The organism is Bradyrhizobium sp. LTSP857, assembly GCF_000938285.1.
Classification (GTDB): domain Bacteria; phylum Pseudomonadota; class Alphaproteobacteria; order Rhizobiales; family Xanthobacteraceae; genus Bradyrhizobium.
In genome coordinates this window covers 207,390-225,110 of record NZ_JYMS01000007.1, presented here as the reverse complement: position 1 = coordinate 225,110, position 17,721 = coordinate 207,390, and the positions used below count along the sequence as shown (strand labels likewise).

The 17,721-nt window shown below is 64.4% G+C and carries 18 protein-coding genes; 7 read left to right on the top strand and 11 right to left on the bottom strand.

Features of this window, described 5'->3' with window-relative positions; translation table 11 throughout:
* Positions 1-16: 16 nt before the first annotated feature.
* Positions 17-892: an MBL fold metallo-hydrolase gene (locus tag UP06_RS02565; RefSeq protein ID WP_045000192.1), complete on the top strand. Its 876-nt coding sequence runs from the start codon at positions 17-19 to the stop codon at positions 890-892.
* A 21-nt stretch (positions 893-913) separates the two neighbouring features.
* On the opposite strand, the gene UP06_RS02560 is transcribed toward UP06_RS02565, so the two are convergent.
* From UP06_RS02560 to UP06_RS02545, 4 genes are all read right to left on the bottom strand, one after another.
* Positions 914-2,005, bottom strand: coding sequence for a type II asparaginase (locus UP06_RS02560; RefSeq protein ID WP_082081211.1), 1,092 nt, complete (start codon positions 2,003-2,005; stop codon positions 914-916).
* Between the two features lie 253 nt (positions 2,006-2,258).
* Positions 2,259-2,507 carry a hypothetical protein gene (locus tag UP06_RS02555; protein WP_045000191.1) on the bottom strand — a complete coding sequence of 83 codons (249 nt, stop codon included), beginning with the start codon at positions 2,505-2,507 and terminating at the stop codon, positions 2,259-2,261.
* 95 nt (positions 2,508-2,602) lie between these two features.
* Positions 2,603-3,508: a dienelactone hydrolase family protein gene (locus UP06_RS02550; protein ID WP_245305385.1), complete on the bottom strand. Its 906-nt coding sequence runs from the start codon at positions 3,506-3,508 to the stop codon at positions 2,603-2,605.
* Entirely contained in the window at positions 3,505-4,467 is a 963-nt protein-coding gene (locus UP06_RS02545; protein ID WP_045000190.1) for an alpha/beta hydrolase, read from the bottom strand. Before UP06_RS02545 ends, UP06_RS02550 begins: the two co-directional genes overlap by 4 nt.
* Positions 4,468-4,580: 113 nt before the next feature.
* Between UP06_RS02545 and UP06_RS02540 the strand changes: the two genes are divergently transcribed.
* Positions 4,581-5,258 (top strand): nitroreductase, encoded by a 678-nt coding sequence (locus tag UP06_RS02540; RefSeq protein WP_045001089.1) that lies wholly within the window; start codon positions 4,581-4,583, stop codon positions 5,256-5,258.
* 392 nt (positions 5,259-5,650) lie between these two features.
* Here UP06_RS02540 and UP06_RS02535 read toward each other — a convergent pair whose 3' ends face one another.
* The 3 genes from UP06_RS02535 to UP06_RS02525 are packed head-to-tail and all read right to left on the bottom strand — an operon-like array spanning position 5,651 to position 8,273.
* Positions 5,651-6,772 carry an HD-GYP domain-containing protein gene (locus tag UP06_RS02535; RefSeq protein ID WP_045000188.1) on the bottom strand — a complete coding sequence of 374 codons (1,122 nt, stop codon included), beginning with the start codon at positions 6,770-6,772 and terminating at the stop codon, positions 5,651-5,653.
* Between the two features lie 50 nt (positions 6,773-6,822).
* Positions 6,823-7,149, bottom strand: coding sequence for a PilZ domain-containing protein (locus UP06_RS02530; protein WP_045000186.1), 327 nt, complete (start codon positions 7,147-7,149; stop codon positions 6,823-6,825).
* A complete protein-coding gene (locus UP06_RS02525; RefSeq protein WP_045000184.1) occupies positions 7,146-8,273 on the bottom strand; it encodes a DUF2336 domain-containing protein in 1,128 nt (375 codons plus the stop codon). Before UP06_RS02525 ends, UP06_RS02530 begins: the two co-directional genes overlap by 4 nt.
* A 307-nt stretch (positions 8,274-8,580) precedes the next feature.
* Between UP06_RS02525 and UP06_RS02520 the strand changes: the two genes are divergently transcribed.
* Positions 8,581-9,528, top strand: a complete 948-nt coding sequence (locus UP06_RS02520) for an AraC family transcriptional regulator (RefSeq protein ID WP_045000182.1) — start codon at positions 8,581-8,583, stop codon at positions 9,526-9,528.
* A gap of 45 nt (positions 9,529-9,573) precedes the next feature.
* On the top strand, positions 9,574-10,164 hold the full coding sequence (locus tag UP06_RS02515) for an NADPH-dependent FMN reductase (RefSeq protein ID WP_045000181.1): 591 nt from the start codon (positions 9,574-9,576) through the stop codon (positions 10,162-10,164).
* A gap of 33 nt (positions 10,165-10,197) precedes the next feature.
* On the opposite strand, the gene UP06_RS02510 is transcribed toward UP06_RS02515, so the two are convergent.
* Positions 10,198-11,130 carry a LysR substrate-binding domain-containing protein gene (locus UP06_RS02510; RefSeq protein WP_063778852.1) on the bottom strand — a complete coding sequence of 311 codons (933 nt, stop codon included), beginning with the start codon at positions 11,128-11,130 and terminating at the stop codon, positions 10,198-10,200.
* 105 nt (positions 11,131-11,235) lie between these two features.
* Between UP06_RS02510 and UP06_RS02505 the strand changes: the two genes are divergently transcribed.
* Positions 11,236-11,772, top strand: a complete 537-nt coding sequence (locus tag UP06_RS02505) for a DinB family protein (RefSeq protein WP_045000179.1) — start codon at positions 11,236-11,238, stop codon at positions 11,770-11,772.
* Positions 11,773-11,814: 42 nt separating this feature from the next.
* Here the strand turns inward: UP06_RS02505 and UP06_RS02500 are convergent, their stop codons facing one another.
* Positions 11,815-13,896: a methyl-accepting chemotaxis protein gene (locus UP06_RS02500; protein ID WP_045000178.1), complete on the bottom strand. Its 2,082-nt coding sequence runs from the start codon at positions 13,894-13,896 to the stop codon at positions 11,815-11,817.
* A gap of 100 nt (positions 13,897-13,996) precedes the next feature.
* The gene (locus UP06_RS39575) at positions 13,997-14,224 is read right to left on the bottom strand and encodes a DUF1810 family protein (RefSeq protein ID WP_502691510.1); all 228 of its coding nucleotides are present in this window, start codon (positions 14,222-14,224) and stop codon (positions 13,997-13,999) included.
* Positions 14,225-14,413: 189 nt separating this feature from the next.
* On the opposite strand from UP06_RS39575, the gene UP06_RS02495 reads away from it, so the two are divergent.
* Together UP06_RS02495 and UP06_RS02490 are read left to right on the top strand one after the other, a co-directional pair.
* Positions 14,414-15,361 carry a DUF2778 domain-containing protein gene (locus tag UP06_RS02495; protein ID WP_045001086.1) on the top strand — a complete coding sequence of 316 codons (948 nt, stop codon included), beginning with the start codon at positions 14,414-14,416 and terminating at the stop codon, positions 15,359-15,361.
* A gap of 65 nt (positions 15,362-15,426) precedes the next feature.
* Positions 15,427-15,684, top strand: coding sequence for a hypothetical protein (locus UP06_RS02490; protein WP_045000176.1), 258 nt, complete (start codon positions 15,427-15,429; stop codon positions 15,682-15,684).
* A 69-nt stretch (positions 15,685-15,753) separates the two neighbouring features.
* On the opposite strand, the gene UP06_RS02485 is transcribed toward UP06_RS02490, so the two are convergent.
* The gene (locus UP06_RS02485) at positions 15,754-17,610 is read right to left on the bottom strand and encodes a tannase/feruloyl esterase family alpha/beta hydrolase (RefSeq protein ID WP_045000174.1); all 1,857 of its coding nucleotides are present in this window, start codon (positions 17,608-17,610) and stop codon (positions 15,754-15,756) included.
* Positions 17,611-17,721: the final 111 nt, after the last annotated feature.

Below are 17,721 nucleotides of genomic sequence, written 5' to 3'. Positions count from 1 at the left end.
AAAGGGAGCGATAACCATGAAGCAGCTCAGGATCGGCGACATCACCATCGACGCGGTGATCGAGCGGGAAGGACCGTGGCGGCGGCCGCAGGATTTTTTCCCGGCCTATGACGAGGGCGTGTTCAAGCACCATCTGCCGACCATGGAGCCCGAGGTGTTCGATGCCGCGCGCGGCATGATGGTCATCACCTACCAGACATTCGTCGTCCGCACGCCGCGCTACACCATCCTGGTCGACACCTGCACCGGTGAGGACAAGGGGCATCCGCCGCCGTTCGACTTTCCCGGCAAGGAGCGCTGGCGCAACGAGCTGTTCGCGCTCGGCATCGGCTTCGAGCAGATCGACTACGTGTTCTGCACCCATCTGCACATCGACCATACCGGCTGGAACACGATACTGCGCGACGGCCGCTGGGTGCCGACGTTCCCGAACGCCAAATACGTCTTTCACAAGGGCGAGTATGCGGCGTGGGAGACGGAAAATGCCAAAGGCAACGATCCGCCCGGCACGGTCTTCCGCGACAATTGCTTGCCAATCGTGGAAGCCGGGCAGGCGCTGCTGGTGGATGACGATTACGCGCTCGACGACACCGTGACGCTGACGCCGACGCCGGGGCATTCGCCCTGTCATTGCTGCGTGAACATCTTCTCGAAAGGCCAGCGCGCGGTGGTCGCCGGCGACCTCATGCATCACCAGATCCAGTGCCGCGAGCCGGAATGGTCGTCCAAGCCGGATTGGGATGCGAAGCAGTCGGCGGTGTCGCGGCGGAAGTTTTTTGCTTCCGTCGCCGACACCGACACGCTGATCCTGCCGATCCATTTTCCGACGCCGACGGTCGGGCTGATCAAGCCGCTCGGCGCCGCCTTTGACTACCGTTTCAAGCGGGAGTAGCGCGCCCGCACTTCGGATGGTCTAATAGGTGTAGAACATCCGCTGGATCTCCTTGGTGTCGGTCGTCTTGGTCAGCGCCAGCATCAGCAAGATACGCGCCTTTTGAGGATTGAGCGTGTCCGAGACGACGAAGTCGTGTTCGTCGTCCTTGGCTTCCCCGTTGCGCGCGACGATACCGTTGCCGACACGGCTGCTGCGAACGATCACGACACCCTTCTTGCGGGCCTCGTCGAGAGCCGGCTCGACCGCGGGCCGGGCCAGGCTGCCGTCGCCCGTGCCGGCATGCACGATCCCCTTGGCTCCGGCGGCGACAAAAGCGTCGATCGCGACCCGGTTCATGTTGGCGTAGCCGTAGACGATGTCGACTTGCGGCAGGACATCGAGGTTAGAGACGTCAAATTCGGAGTCCGCCGTGTGCCGCCGCGTCGATTGACGATAGAAGTATGGTTTGTTGCCCTGCATGTAGCCGAGGAAGCCGAGCTCCGGCGTGCGGAAGGTGTCTGCCGACGAGGTGTTGTTCTTGGTCACATCGCGCGCCGCGTTGATCTGATCGTTGAGGGCAACGAGCACGCCCTTGCCGACGGCCTCGTCACTGCCTGCGAGGATCACCGCATTAAAGAGGTTGATCGGCCCATCCGCGCTGATCGCTGTCGACGGCCGCATCGCGCCGACGACGACGACAGGTTTCTTGCTCTTGACGACGAGGTCCAGAAAATAGCTGGTTTCCTCGATCGTATCGGTCCCGTGCGTGATCACGATCCCATCGACGTCGTCCTGCGCGAGGAGCGTGTTGACGCGCTTTGCGAGCTTGAGCCAGTAGTCATTGTTCATGTTCTCGCTGGCGATCTGGAAAACCTGCTCGCCCTTGACGTTAGCCACCGTCTTCAGTTCGGGGACGGCGTTCAGGAGGGTCTCGATGCCCACCGTGGCTGCGGTGTACCCGACCACGGTGGTGCTGCTCGCCCCGCTGCCGGCGATGGTGCCACCGGTTGCGAGAACCATGACGTTGGGCAGACCGACGCCCCTCGCGTTCGCGGCTTCAAGACTGATGAACAGCGCGAACAGCAAGCTCACTGTCGCCATGATCTGATTACGCACTCGAAGTTGCAACATCTTGACGTCCCTCTCCTAGAAAGCCTCGTCGATCCGCCCCAATTCGCTCAGCACGCCATGATCCGTCAGCCGAGGCTTTCTGTCTAGGGTTGTGATGTCATCGAATGATTTGGATTGGGCGCTCGGCAAGCGCGGGGAGTTAGCTGATGTTCTTTGCGACACGGAAACACAAACGCGGATGGCCGGGACAAGCCCGGCCATGACGGAGTCCGTTTGCGGATTGCTCGCTAAAGAAGCAGCGAACGCGCAGCGATTACGCGCCCATCTCGCACTTCTTCAGAAAGCTGTTCTTGGCGGCGCCAGCGAGCGGCTTGCCGTCCGCGCTGACAGCCTTGGGCGTGCAGGCGTCTTCCTTGCACTTCTTCAGGAAAGAGGTCTTGGCAGCACCCGCCAAGGCCTTGCCGTCCTTGCCGACCGCCTTGCTCTCGCAGGTGTCGTCCGCGAGGGCCGAGCCTGCTGCAAAGGTGGCAACGATCGCTGCCAGGAAAATCCGCTTCATCATGGTTGTCTCCCTAAACCAAAAAAGATGGCGCGTGAATTGGAGCCCGGAATCATGGCGCAATCAAGCAGGATCGGTGGGCGGCGTTCGCGTCCGCCTCAATTTTTCCAACGGTCGAGGATGGCAATGGCCTTGACGAGCGCGTCATCCATGGCGGCTTGATTCCCGGGCGCGGACTGCCGCCGCGATGAGGGCTCGTCGAAATCATGGGTGGCACCGGGGTAGACGGTGACATCGATGCTGCTACCGGCTTGCCGCGACCTATCGGCGACGTGCTGGCATATCACGGGCGACACCTCCTCATCGTCGGTCCCAAGGAACATGGCGATCGGCGCGGTGGTCGAGATGGTCGATGCGAGCAGCGCGGCCTGCCCGCAGCCCGGATAGAACACGAGGGCGCCGCGATAGCCCGTTGCCTGGCTGCGTTGGCGGATCATCACGTTCAGTGCGGTGCTGCCGCCATTGGACCAGCCCTGGAGATAGATCTGGCCGGGGATGGCGTCGCCGCGTCCGCGCAGATAAGCCAGCGCACCTTCGGCATCGAGCGGGCGCACGGTCATTTCGTTGACGTCGGCGCGATCGGGATCGTCATGGGTGAAGCGGCCGAAGCCGTGCGCCTTGCCGCGTGGGCCGAAACTGTCCGGCAGCAGGGCCAGATAGCCATGCGCCGACCAGTACTCGCCCCACATCGCGTGGCGTTTGGACAGTGTGGCGGCATTGCAGGGGGACGCCGTGTCGTGACCGACATAAGTGCAGTCGGCATTGTCGTTGCTCGAATACGGCCCGCCGCGACCGTGCAGCATGACGACGGCAGGCCAAGGCCCCGGCGTGGCCGGCTGGAACAGGTAGCCGACGAGCGCCGTGTGGCCGTCGACGCTGGGAAAGTAGACGGTCTGCGGCGCGGCCGAGGTGTTCTCGACCAATAGCAGTGCCGCAATCAGGCCGATGATGATGCGAATGAGATGGTTGGGCAATTCGAGCCCGCCGGGCCGCAACGCGATCAAATCCCCCGCGCGAGCAGCGCCTTGAAATCGGCGCGCGCGCGTTGCGCCTCGGCGCGGGCGATCTCGGAGGCTTCGCCGAGGCCGAAATAGCCGTGGATCAGGCCGGCGCCTTCATGATGCTTCACCCGCACGCCGGCAGCCTCCAGCGCCCGCGCATAGGCCGCGCCTTCGTCGCGCAACGGATCGAACCAGGCGGTGGTGACGATCGCGGGCGCAACGCCTGCGAGCGACGCGGCACGCAGTGGCGAGACCCGCCAGTCCGCGGCGTGGCCGGGATCGGCAAGATAATGACCGGCAAACCACTCCATCACCGCGCGCGACAGGAAGTATCCTTCCGCATTCTCTGCTCGTGACGGATAGTGCGCGTTCTCCCGCGCATCGGCATAGCTGCCGACAACGTCCGTCACGGGATAGACCAGCAGTTGCGCGGCGAGCTTGATGCCGGCATCGCGGCAGGCGATCGCGGTCGCCGCAGCCAGATTGCCGCCTGCGCTGTCGCCGGCCACGCCGAGACGCTTGATATCGCCGCCAAATTCCGCGATGCGGTTGAAGATGTCGCTGCTTGCGGCGAAGGCATCCTCGAACGCGCCGGGAAAGCGCGTTTCCGGCGGGCGCCGATAGTCGACAGAGATCACGACCGCGCCGGTCTCGATCGCCAGATTGCGCGCCTGCCGGTCATGGGTATCGAGATCGCCCGCGACCCAGCCGCCGCCGTGGAAGAACACCACGGTCGGCGCGGGACGGTCGCCGATCCGGTAGACCCGCGCATCGCGCGGGCCGGCGCCGCCCTTGACCTTGATGTCCTGCACGAGATCGACGGGCGGCGGCGGCACAGCCGCGCGCGCGGCAGCCAGTGCACGCAAGGAATCGCGGGCGCTCTGTGGCGTCATCGTCGTGGGATCGCGCAGCGGCAGCAGCGGAATGATCTGGGCGATGACGGGATCGAGCGGCGCGGCCATGGTAGGTCCTCACGGGGTGTGGCGGGTCCTCTTGGTCTTGCTTACGGGGTAGCATAGATTTCGCGCGCCGCATCGGCAACTGCCGGACGGGTATGCGCCAGGGAGGTAAAGAGGTGGAATTCGAGACGCTGGTCCAGTCGCGCCGCAGCGTGCGCGGTTTCAAGAACGAGCCGGTACCGCGCGCGGTGATCGAGGCGATCATCGACAGTGCCAAGCGCGCGCCGTCGTCGATGAACACGCAGCCCTGGCATGTCCATGTGCTGACCGGCGAACCGCTGGAACAGGTCCGCCGTCGCAACATGGAGGAGATGGTGGCCGGCGCCAAGGCCAAGCGCGACATCATCAGTCACGGCGAGTACCAGGGCATTCACCGCACGCGCCAGGTCGACGTCGCCAAAAAATTGTTTGGCGCGATGGGGATCGCGCGCGACGACAAGCCGATGCGGCAGGATTGGGTGCTGCGCGGTTTCCGCCAGTTCGATGCGCCGGTCTCGCTGGTGCTCAGCTATGACCGCGTGCTTGACCCCGGCGCGGTCTGCCATTTCGATCTCGGCGCGCTCTGCTACGGTATCGTGCTCGCGGCCTGGGACCGCGGTCTCGGCTCCGTGATCAACGGGCAGGGCATCATGCGTTCCGACATCGTGCGCGAGGTTGCCAAGATCCCCGAGGACGAGGTCATCATGACCTGCGTCGCGCTGGGTTATCCCGACGATAGCTTCGCCGCGAACGCCGTTCGCTCTGATCGCGAGCACAACGAGGAGTTCGTACGGTTCGTCGGTTTTGCTGACTGACGCGACGGGCCGACTGGCGCGGAGCGGGAGATGATTCCCTCACGAAATTTTTCGTGCGGACTCCCCGCGGCCCCTTGCAATCTCGATCGCGCGGGAGGAACAATATGCGCACTGAAAGGTTTGATGCTGGCGCGAGGGAATTGACATGCGGCGGCTCGCTAGCCTGGTTCGACGGTTGTTCGGTACGCGAATGCGGCGCCCGATTGATGATGATCCAAGTCTTCCCTTCACTCCTGAAGAGTTCAGCAGGCTGGTCCGCAGCGGCAGACGCGAGGACATGAAGCTGCTTGCGGAAGGGCTGGCCTGCCGGTCTATCCCGCACCGCGTCAAATATCGGGCCACGCACTAAGGTGGGCTCGTGACGTCGTTCTTGGCGGCGGGTTCGCGCGGGCTCACCGTGTGAGCGCGACCTCTTTGAACGAGGTCACAAGCGCCTTCTCCAGCTTTCCGCTCATTCCGCAGAGAATGTTGTAGGCCTCGTTGCGCGGCATCGTCGGCTTGTAGTGCCGGTGCTCGATCAGCGCGGCGAAGATGTCCGAGATCGTGAGAATGCGCACGATGTCGTTGATGTTCTCACCGCACAGCGCGTCCGGATATCCGCTGCCGTCGAGATATTCGTGGTGATGCCGGACGGCATCGAGAATCTCCGGCGAAATTTTTTGGTGATCCTTCAAAAACTCGTAACCTGCCGTCGGATGGGTCTCGATCATGGCGCGCTCGTCGGCATCGAGGCGGCCGGGCTTGTCCAGGATCGCAAGCGGGATCTGGGCCTTGCCGATGTCGTGGAACATGGCGGCCGTATACAGGCGCTCCAGATCGGTCCTTCCGACGCCGAGGCTCAGGCCAAAGTCGATCGCCACGCCGGTCACGAGCAGGCAGTGCTGGTAGGTTCCCTCGTGGTGACGCCGCACCGTCGTGAGCCATTCGGACAAGCCGTGCTCGGTGATGCGATCGGCGATCTGGCGGCCGGCCTCCTTGGTGCCGTCGACGTCGAGGGGCGCGCCGAGCGTCACCGCCGTGAACATCGACGCGATGGCGGTCGCCGCGGTTTCGACGGCGTTGTCCCGTTGTGGCGTGTTGCCTGACGAAGCCGATGACGGCTCGGCCGGGTCAGCCAGCGCCGCCAGCAGCTTGATCTTGTTGATCGTGCCGGGAAGCACGAACGTGGCGCCGAGGGCGTAGGCCTGCGAGATAGTTGTGTGCGAGGAGTGCTCGACGAGGAAGATACGCTTGGTGGCCTTCGCGAGCTTGGCGGCCCGCTTCTTGATGGCTGCAATGGTGCCGGTGTCACGCAGCTCCGCGCGGATGACGATGGCGAACGGCACTTGGGACAGCTTCGCTTCCGCGTCGAGGCGCTCGCCCGCGACGGTAAACTGCTGTTCAAGGATCGAGCAGACGCCGGCCAGTTTGTCAGAAGAATCGGCTAGCACATGCACGAACGGGCGTGCCGCGTCCGTCGCTCGGATGCCTTCGTCGCCTTTGACGGGGCGGGTTATGGTTCGCGCATTCTGCACGGTTGACCTGGACTACACTGGAGTTCAACGAACTTGACGAAGTCTTGAGTCTATTTGCTCTGGGTGGAGTTCTGTGCGGCGGCAGCGCTCGGCGGTTTCTTCCTGCCGTCTGCGGTGAGGAAGTGGACGCCGGCCGTGGTTCCATCGATCCAGACCAGCTCGCAGCGCCGATAGGCCAGACCCGTCGACGACAGCAGCAAGAAGAATTCCTTGGCCTGGAGCACGTCGAGTGTGCCTTCGACCTCGATCTTGGCGCCGCTCTGCGACACGTCGAGCAGGACGCAGCTGCGTCGCCAGGTGCCGTCCGAGCCCATCAGATTGACAGCCTGCTTGTGATCCATCCGCACGCGAAGCGCCTTGCGACCGTCGAATTTCATCGGCTAACCCCCATTTTTACGCCGCGATTTCCCGCATCGCTTGTGCTGGCGTTGGCTGCGATTTCCCCCCAGCGCACTGTCCATTGGCTGGTCGACAAAAGAAGTGTTTCGAAAATGTGTTGTGCGCGTTCGCGCTCGGCAAAAGAGAGGCGTGCGCCGCCGCGATTGCTCAGGATCGCGAGCGTGGTCTGCCAGTTCAGGCGCGAAGCCCGGCAGGCCATCACCAGGCCTTCGCAATCGTCATCGGTCATGACGTGCTCGACGATCTCGATCGGCGCCCCTGACAGCACCGACAAGGCGGTGAACAAATTGGCAATCTCGCCACGGATCGCGAAGCGGTTCACCGTGGAATCGTTGAGCTTGCCGACGCGGTTAAGCGCAACGATCTCCGGCCTTGCGCTCGCATAGTCAGCGGAGCAGGGCCGCTTTGGTGGAACCGGAGCGGGCTCCGGGTTCGATGCAGGGGGCGCGGCGGAGGCGTTGGGCTTGGCCGGAGTCTTGTTGGCTGGAATCTTGCCGGGTGACGCGGAGAGCAGTTTGCGAACGACGATATCGGGCGTGCCCGGCCGGAGCGCCAGCGCCTTCGTGACTGCGTCATCCGCCGCGCTCGTCTCAACGAGCAAAGCATAGGCGGCATCGGAGAACATGGCGCCGGGGTTCCCAATCAGCGCAAGGCAGACCGCCCGGCCGCCGCGTTTGACCAGCGCCTCAACCACAACTGCTTCGATTTGGTCCCGGGCCGCGATCGCGAGTTGATGGCGTTCGCCGCACGACCCGGCGACCGCCTCGAGGTCGGCCGTTGATAGCGCGTGCGATTTGAGCAGAAGCGGGCACGCGACGTCCTGGTGTTCGTGCGAAGCCAGCTGGCGCAATGTATCTTGCGGTGCAACATCCATGTCGGCAAGCGCCCGGCTGAGCTGCACCAGCGCACTCGGCGCAACGCGTCCTGTCAGGCGCAGCAGCACGCCATCGAGCACGTTGACTAGCAGTTCCTGCGGCCGGTCGCGGCTGGTTGCGAGCAGACGAACAATGCCTGCGAGAATGCGGGCACAGCGCTCCGGCGGGCACGCCGCGACCGCTTCTTCCAACTCGACAAGAATATCGGCAGGCGAATTTGCCATCATGGCAGGAGCCTGAACTCTAAAAATAACGTCGACGAAATGAACGGGCCCTATTTCGCCTCAAAGTTGTTAATTTGGATTTTAGACTTTGATCGTCTCGGGTATCAGCACACCGGCTGCTTCAGGAGAAACGCTATCGAAATTTGGCAGGAGAGGACCCGCCGCCTAGTTCTTTGAGCTGAGGGCTCGCCAATTGGTTGAAAGCGCTTAGGATGTGTCTTTCGGTGTAGCGGGGCAACCGAAAGGGGGGGATCAGACCGGTACTGTCCGCCGGACGCGCGTCGTTTCGCGACGCAGCTTTTCATTTGTCATGACCAGCATTGATGATGCGCCTGCGTTGGCGCCAAAAATATTTCGATTTGCAGACGTCGACGAGTTTCGCAACGCGATCCGTGGCCTGAACTTCGAGTTCACGCCGTTCGTGCGAAGGATTGCGACTGAGCAGATCATCGTACAATTGCCAGGCTGTGACGTGAACGTCACGCGGGCGTTTCCGCGCGTCGTGGACGCGCAGCTCATCGCCGATTGCACCGCGGTCGGTTTTGCGATGGACGACCTTGACGTTCCCATTCGCTTCAACGGCGCGCAGCGCGACCGCGCGGTCATCGTCATCGGCAGCAGCGGGGCCGCCTACACCACCATCGAGGAGGTGCCGCGACAGATTGCCTCGGTCGTGTTCCGCCCCGAGGTGAAGGATCGCGGCTGGCCCGCGACGAGTTCCAGCTTCAAGATATTCGAGACCAGTCCGTTGGCGCTGCATTGGCTGCGCAAGGTGGTCAGGGAGGTGGTGGCTGCCGCGTCCGAGCCCATCGATCCCACTGAGGTGCCGCTGAAGGCGGCCGCGATGAAGGAGTCCCTGTTCGGCGCGGTCGATGCCGCGTTCGCCAATCTGGTTCCCGCGCGATGGACGGTTCGGCCGAACGACGAGCGGCAGTTCAAGATATTTCAGGATATCCGTGCGCTCATATCCGACGATCTCTCGCAGCCGATCTACAGCGAGGAGGTCGCGCGCAAGCTCGGCCTCTCCGTCCGCACCTTGCATGATGTCGTCCGCCGCTATCGTGGCATGAGCCTGCACCGTTTCTTGCGCCTACGCCGGCTGTGGTTGGTTCGCCAGCGGCTGTCGGGAGGCGCTGACAGCGTCAAGGCCGTCGCTCTGGCGTTCGGCTTCTGGCATCTCAGCGATTTCTCCCGAAGCTATCGCGACCAGTACGGCGAGACGCCGTCGGAAACGCTGGAGCGCGGACGCAGGCGATAGCGTGGCAAATGGATTGGGGCCGGACTCCGTGCTAACCTGCCGGCCATGAGCAACCGCATCCTCGTCCTCTACGGTTCCTACCGCTCCGACCGGATGGGCATTCGCCTTGCGAATTTCGTCGTCGATCGGCTGCGCGGCCGTGGCGAGGAGGTCGAGTTCATCGACGCCAAGGCGATCGGCCTGCCGATGCTCGACCGCATGTATAAGGAACATCCGAAGGGCGAAGCGCCAGAGGCGCTGGAGAAGCTGGCGGGGCAGATCCGCGGCGCTGACGGTTTTGTCTTCGTCACCGGGGAATACAATTGGGGCATTCAGCCCGGATTGAAGAATCTCACCGACCATTTCCTGGAAGAGTGGTTCTGGCGCCCGGCCGCGATCGCGAGTTATTCCGCCGGCCGCCTGTCCGGCGCGCGCGCCTCGACCGCCTGGCACGGCACGCTGTCGGAGATGGGCATGGTCGTGGTGTCGAGCACCATCGGCGTCGGCCCGATCGCGCAGACGCTGTCGGCCGAGAGCGAGCCGATCGGCGAGGGCGGCAAGGCGCTGGAACGGTCGTTCCCGCGCTTCGCCGACGATCTCAATTGGTGGATCGAGGCGGCCAAGGCGCAGCGCGCGCGGAAGGCGCCGCCATATTAAGCGCGCTCCGTGTCACCTCTCCCCAGCGGCCGCCTACATTGGGGTGTGCTTCCCGTTGCGGCCCGAGCCGGTCGGCGCCGGCCCCTGAGTCGAAAGCGCCTTCACCCGTCGCGCCTCGGACCTCGGCTGTTCCGACGCTGCGAGGATCCAGTCCTCAAAGGCGCTGACGAGGCGATCATTGCGGCCAACGGGTCGACGGACGAGATAATAGCCTTCGTCGAGCGTAACGGGCGGCGCGAGCAGCCTCAACCTTCCGCTCGACAGATGCGCCTCGAGGTAAGCCATATCGATCATCGCAATGCCGCCGCCGGCCAGCGCCGCTTCGAGGGCTTGCGCGCGGGACTCGACAACCAGGCCGCCGTCGCTTGGCTTTCCAGCGCGGCGGGACGCCGTCCACCAAAGCGACCAGTCCCGAAAGCGCGAGCGGGCGCGGATAATGGACGAGCCGTCGAGATTCTGATCGGCGATCGGGGCGGCCACAGGGGCGAGCGTTTCGCGAAACAGCAAGGCCGCCGTCAGTCCAGACCAGCGCCCCAATCCATAGCGGATGGCGCAGTCGATATCCTCGGCCTCAAGGTCGATCACACGACGGGTCGTGGTGAGCGCCACTTCGATATCCGGATGCAGGGCCCGGAATTCTGGAAGCCGCGGCAATAGCCAGTGCGACGCCAAGGTCGCGACCGTACTGATGCGCAACTGAGAGCGCCGGCGGCGGATCGGCTCGACAGCGGCCTCGATGCGGTCGAGGGCGTCGCCCATAACCGAGAGGAGGGCCTCGGCGTCATCGGTCGGAGCGACTCGGCGTCCCCGCTTTTGGATGAGGCCCACGCCGAGCTGGTGTTCGAGATCCGCGATCCGATGGGACAGGGCCGACCGGCTGACCCCAAGGATGTCGGCCGCTGTCGTGAGACTGCCCGTTTGAGACAGCACCGAAAGCGCCTGCAGACCTCTGAGCGATGGAAGCATGATCTGTCGCTTACACTGGTAACGACAGGTGAGATTATCTCACCCTTTGACGCAAGCGCAAACTGCTATTCGCAAACTGCCATTGATGAGGCGGAGTGAACGTCGATGCCAAACCTGTTCCAGCAGCTTGCTGCCTATAATTCCTGGGCCAACGCCCGCCTTTACGAAGCGGCGCTCGCGTTGCCGGAAGAGCTGTATCGTGCCGATGTCGGCGTGTTCTTTCACAGCCTGCACGGCACACTGAACCACCTTCTTCTGACCGACAGGCTGTGGCTGACTCGGCTGACGGCCATCGGCGAACAGCCGAAGCGTCTCGACCAGATCCTCTACGAGGATCGCCTGGAGCTTACCCGCGCCCGGCTCGCCGAAGATGCGCGCCTCATTGCGGTGGTCGACGGTTACGACGAAGCAGCGCTGGCGCGGCTGCACGCCTATCAGACGACGTCCGGGAAGCCGCAGGAACAGCCGCTCGCGGATATCCTACTTCATCTCTTCAATCACCAGACTCATCATCGCGGCCACGCGCACGCCTGCCTTTCGATCACGACCAAGCAGGAGCCGCCGTCGCTCGATCTGCTGATGTTTCAGCGCGGACTACCGCAGCCCAATCTGGCCGAGCGCTTGAACGCGTCCACGGCGTAAGTCGCAAAACTGCTTGCCTGCTTCGGCGTGCGTTCAGGGTTTTTACGCGGCCCTGACTTCACCGAGGAAGCGGTCGAACTGTCCGGCGAGGTCGCGCGACTGCGTCGAGAGCTGCTCGGCTGCGCCCAGCACTTCCCTGGCGGCAGCACCGGTGTCGTCGGCGGCGCGCTGCACGCCGGTGATATTGGTGTTGACCTCCTGGGTGCCGCGGGCGGCCTCCTGGACGCTGCGGGAGATCTCCTTGGTCGCCGAGCCCTGTTGCTCGATCGCAGCCGCAATCGCGGTGCCGATCTGGTCGATCTCGGCGATGACATCGGCGACGTTGCGGATCGCGGTCACGGTCTCATCGCTCGCGGCCTGGATAGCGGAGATCTGCTCGGAGATCTCAGTGGTGGCCTTCGCGGTCTGACCGGCCAGCGACTTCACCTCGGACGCCACCACGGCAAAGCCGCGGCCGGCGTCGCCGGCGCGGGCAGCCTCGATGGTCGCGTTCAACGCCAGGAGATTGGTCTGCTCGGCGATGCTCTGGATCAGGGTGACGACGTCGCCGATCTTCTGCGCGCCCTCGGCGAGCGCACGCGCGGTATCGCCGGTGCGGCGGGCGTTGTCGACGGCGCGGGCGGCGATCTCGCTGCTCTGTGCGACCTGACGGCCGATCTCGGCGATCGAGGAGGTCAGCTCTTCTGTCGCGCTCGCAACCGTCTGGACGTTGGTCGAGGTCTGCTCCGAGGCGGCCGCCACGACCGCGGCCTGGCTGTTGGTCTGGGCCGCCGTCGACGTCATCGACTGCGCCGTGCTCTCCATCGTGGAGGACGCCTGCGACAGGCCGCCGACGAGCTCGGTGACCTTGGCCTCGAACGCGCGCGTGAGCTCGTCGAGCATCTGCGCACGGCGCATCTTGCCGTCGTTCTCGGCCTGCTTCTCGGCCGCGAGCCGGTCGGCCCGGATCATGTTGTCCTTGAACACCGTCACGGCGGCGGCCATCGCCCCGATCTCGTCGGAACGCGCAGCGCCCGGAATTGCCTCAGTGACATCACCGTCGGCAAGCCGCGACATCCGCGAGGTCAGGCCGACGATCGGTGTGCAGACGCGGCGTCGTACCGTCACGACCAGCCCGACGCTTGCGATCAGCACGGCGATGAGGCCCGCGAGTGCGACCGTGAAGCTCGTGCGCGCGGCCGACGAGGCACCGGCCAGGATCTGCTCGGCGTTGTCGTAGAAGGCGTCGCGGACGCCGATCACCGAACCCAGGCCGCGCTGCGATTCCACGTAGAAGGTCTCGACGTCGTGCTCGTATTTGCCGCTGACCGCGCCGTCCTTCACGAGTTTCAGCTCGCGGCCAAAACCCTCGACATAGACCGAGTTCATCGTCTCGAGCGCGGAAGCGACATTGGCGGGCGTCGCCGGATTGCCGCGCAACTCCTGGAGTGACATCGCGATCTGGTCGTTGCGTCCCTGCGAGCGGGCGATGTCGGCCTTCTCGGCCTCGGTCGCCACCTTTTTGCCGCCGACGAGGTTCTTGTGCAGGCTGGCGTTGAGGCCGCCGACGTCGCGCAGCGTCATGGTGATGTTGGCGTAGCTGGCCTGACGGTAGGCGTCGCCGTTGAGGATCGCCATGCGGCGGACCTGCTCGTTGAGGAGCGCGGTCACGCCGCTGTTGAGCACGGCATTGTCGGCGACGATCTTCCTGGCGGCGTCCTTGCGCGCATCCGCCGGTCCTGCGATCGCCTTGTCGACGGCCTCGCGCAGCGCGGTGAGCTTTGCATTCAGCGCATCGATATTGGTGCCGGTGGTGTTGCCGTCGTCGAAGGGGCCGGGCAGGTCCTTGCGCAGCGCGTTCATCTTGTCGCGCGCGCCGTCGGTCTGCTTACGGAGCTTGTCGTGCTCGGTGAGCAGCGTCGGGTCGACGGTTGCGGGGCCGTAGAGGATGTTGGTGGCGAAACCGCGCTCGGGGTTGAGATAGCGCGGGATGTCGCTGACGGCGCGGACGATCGCGAGTCGCCCCTGCGCTTCGGTGATCCGGTCCATCGTCTGGTATTTCGTGACAGCGACATAGACGGCGAGACCGCCACCGACGGTCGAGAGCGAGACGATGGCGGTGGTCAGGAGCGTACCGATTTTCATGATCTGTCCGGCAATTGGCGCGGGAGAAAAATAACCTGCACGGACAATAGGCAACCGGTGTTAAGCGCGGGTTTACGCTGACGGCAGCGGCAGTCGTGCGCTAAGCACGGGGCGGGCGAGGTAGGCCTCCGCCTCCGCGCGGGAGCCGATTGTGTAGCGCTCGGACATGGCCTCGGACCTGGCGCTGAGGCCGAGGCCCACGGCCTTGCGGGAAAATGAACCACATCCTGTGGCTCTGCTCCGGCCCCCGGGGACGGCTCCCCTGGACGTCGCAATAAGCCGGATTTTGAGCCTGGACGAGCCGGTTTAGGTCAAAAGGACCGGTCATTGGCCACCTCGGGGTGCCTCGCCGGCCGCGATTATGCCTAACTTTTGGCTCCCAATGTGGTAGCTGGTATAGAGTCTCCGGGTGGGGGTGGGTCCCCCGGGGGTCGATTTTGGGGATCTGATGGTTTCCGACACCGCAGGAGCCGAGAGGCTGTTGTCGCGCCGCCGTATCGGGCGGGCCGAGACAATTTTGCTGTCTCTGGCCGCCGTTGCGCTGGCGCTGGGAGCTGCCGCCTGGGTCGCGGATATGAACGATTCGACCCCACTCGTTTCCGCCGCGCTGCCGCCGGCCAATGCGCCCTCATTCAATGACCGTTTCACCTCGTCGGGCAGCCCGCCCGCCCGCGATCTCGGCCTGCGGACGCTGGAACGTTCGGCGCTGAGCGTGGTGGAACTCAAGCTCCGCGATGCCAAGGCGATGCTCGCCCAGAGGCTCCAGGGCGATGACTGGCGTTCGACGCTGACAGATGACGACCGGCCCGTTGATGAGAGGCGGCCCTCGCAGCAGCGCGCCGATGCCGTCCCGATGCCGCGCTCGCGCCCGACTCAGGCGGACCTCTCCGCCCAGATCGCATCGAGCCAGGCCTATGCGGAGACCAACCCGAGGGTCGACAACCGCAACTTCTTCGAAAAGTTCACCGACAAGATCAAGCTGGCCTCGCTGACCCCCGACAGCGGCCTGTTCGGCAAGGCGCCGGATCTCGCCGCCCTCGGCTACGATTCGCGCACGGCGGTCTATGACATCTCGGCCAAGGCGCTTTATTTGCCGAACGGCGTCGCGATCGAAGCGCATTCGGGCATGGGCGCGCTGATGGACGACCCCGAGCATGTCGACCAGCGCATGGTCGGCGCCACGCCGCCTGCGACCTACGACCTCAAGCCGCGCGAAAAACTGTTCCACGGCGTGCGGGCGCTGCGCATGACGCCCGCGGACGGCACCAGCGCGCTCGGCCGCGTCGGCCTGCTCACCCACACTTACATGCTCGGGCCGCGCGGCGATTCCAATGGCTGCGTCTCGATCAAGGACTATGATCGCTTCATGAAGGCTTACGACAATGGCGAGTTCAACCGCCTGGTCGTCGTGCCGAGCCTGAGCGGATCGGCAACCGCCTCGCAGCGCGCGAGCACCGACTCCTGATATTGCCCGGAACGGCGGGGCTGCCGTTTCCCCTTCGTTAAGCCGTTCTCGTCCAGAAGCAGCCCATGAGTGATCCAGCAAGTTCCGACACCCCGCTGCGCACCACGTTCAAGATCAAGCTGAACGGTGACACGCTGGCGATTGCGAGCGTCGGCCAGGCCTATCAGTTCCTCACCAACTTCAAATCGGTCGAGTGGATGGAATTCCGCTCGCTGCATGAGGACGCCGTCCACGCGCTCGAAGGCGCGGCCGACAATGCGATGCTCGTGGTGCAGGCAACCAACGCCGTGCGCGCGCTGTTCGTGAGCGCGAAGCTGCTCTGAGAAGGGCGTGCGGCGCACGGTAAAAGCCGCGCGCCGCACTTGTTTCGCGTTACTTGTCCCGCACGATGCTCAATGCCTATCGCCGCCGTGGCCGTCGTCATCGTCGTGGAAGTCGTGGTCGCCGCCGCGGTTGAAGCCGGGATCGACGCACGCAAAGTTTGCGGCATCGCTGGTCAAGCCGCTGCCCTTGTAGGCCGGAATCTTCGGGTAGACGCACAGCGGCCGCGTGCCTCCGGTCGGGAAGTTCTGGGCAATCCGCGGATCGAACACGCCGCCGGTCGGGTAGGGCGATGCGGTGTTGGTATTGGCCGCAACGATGCGTTCCGGCGCGATGCCGTTTTCGACCCAATTCGTGATCGCCTTGAGTTCATTCTCGGCGAAGCTGGCGGTGGCCGCGCCGCCGCCGCAATGCGCCATGTTCGGCACCATAAACAGCCGCGCGAAATCGGTCGCACGACCGTCCGTGTTCCGATCCATCTTGCGGTACCAACGGGCAATCGCGGCGCCGGAGAAGATGCCGTCATTGACTGACGTCGAGATGATCAGCTTGCCGCCGCGTGACCTGAACGGACGCAGATCCGTTGCGGTCGCCGCCATGAAGTCCATCGCGCTTTCCGGATAGGCTGCCGTCTTGGTGAATATCTTCGGGGCGTCGGTGTCGAAGTTGAATTTGAATACGAACGCTTCCTGGCCGTTCGGTCCGTTGACGGGCGTGACGACGGGCGGGGTCTGGAAGATCATCGGGATCGCGCCCGCGCCAAGCGTCAGGTTGATCGCGGTGTTGACGCCCGGCACCGGTGCGGTGACGACGTTCCAGAATTGCCAGCCTGCGCCGGGCGCAGTGGGCGGCGTCCAGATGCCGGCGTCCCAGAACCAGTTCGAATAAAGCCGCTCGCCCTTGGAGTTGACCGGTCCGCCATAGATCTTCTTCAGCGCATCCACTTGCGGGCTGGTCAGGCAGGTTCCGCCATGCGGCGTGCTGCCATGCGAGCCGCTGCCGCAGGTGTAGCTGGCGAGCGCCGGATAGACCTTCTTGGCCGTGCAGGCGTGGTAATTGTCGATGATCCCGTCGACGAGGCCATCGAGCGCGTCGCAGGCGCTGAGGATCGCCGCCGAGGCGACCTGAAGGTCCTGCTGAGGGAACGTGTCGGGAATATACGGCTGGCCGTTGACGTCCTTGCTTGTGGCGAGCGTGCCGAGCACTTGCTCGTTCCAGGCTTCCGCGAGACCTGCCTGCGGCAGGTTGAAGCCGGGATTTTGCGAGATCACGCCGTCGAACAGCCAGGGCGATCGCTGCGACGCGACCATGGCGTCGCGGCCGCCGTTGGAGCAGCCCATGATGTAGGAATAGACGGGGTCGAGGCCGTAGAAATAGGAGATGATCTGCTTCGAGATCGTCGCGGTCTTTTCGATGCCGTTGTAGCCGTAGTCCCTGCGCGCCTGGGCGTCGATCGCGAAATGCGCGGAGCCTCCCGCATCGGCATCGTCGTCCTGATATCCGCCGACTGCGTTGCTGGCGCTGTCTTCGTGGCCGCCGTCATCGGCTGCGACCGCCCAGCCTTGACCGAGCTCGACGCCGGCCGAACCTTGCGGATCGCTTTGCAGGCTGCCGTCGGTGCCGCCGCCGCCCATCATCTCGAAGCGGCCATGCCATGTGGTGGGCAGGTTGAGGGCGAAGCCTATTCCGTAAGTGAAATGATCGGGGTCCTGCGTCGAGACCCGCTTGTTGATGATGCCGATCACGTTGCAATAACCCGACTTCTGGGTCGCACTCAGGATCTGCGTATTCGGGAGCGTAAGCCCTGTGAGGCCGGTACAGGCCGCGCGTGGGGCCACGCCGCTCGGAGGCAGTCCGTGCGCGGTCACCTGTGTGCCGAGAGCCGCCCAACCGGCCACGATCGTCGATGCAAGGAATAGTCGCTTCATGTCAGTCCCTCCCAGTTTCATCATTGATGGTTGAACGAAATCGTCGCGACGCGGCGCCTGCCGCGAGGCGTCGCGAGCTCAGAGTCATTTGCGAGACTGCTGCCTGGGGAC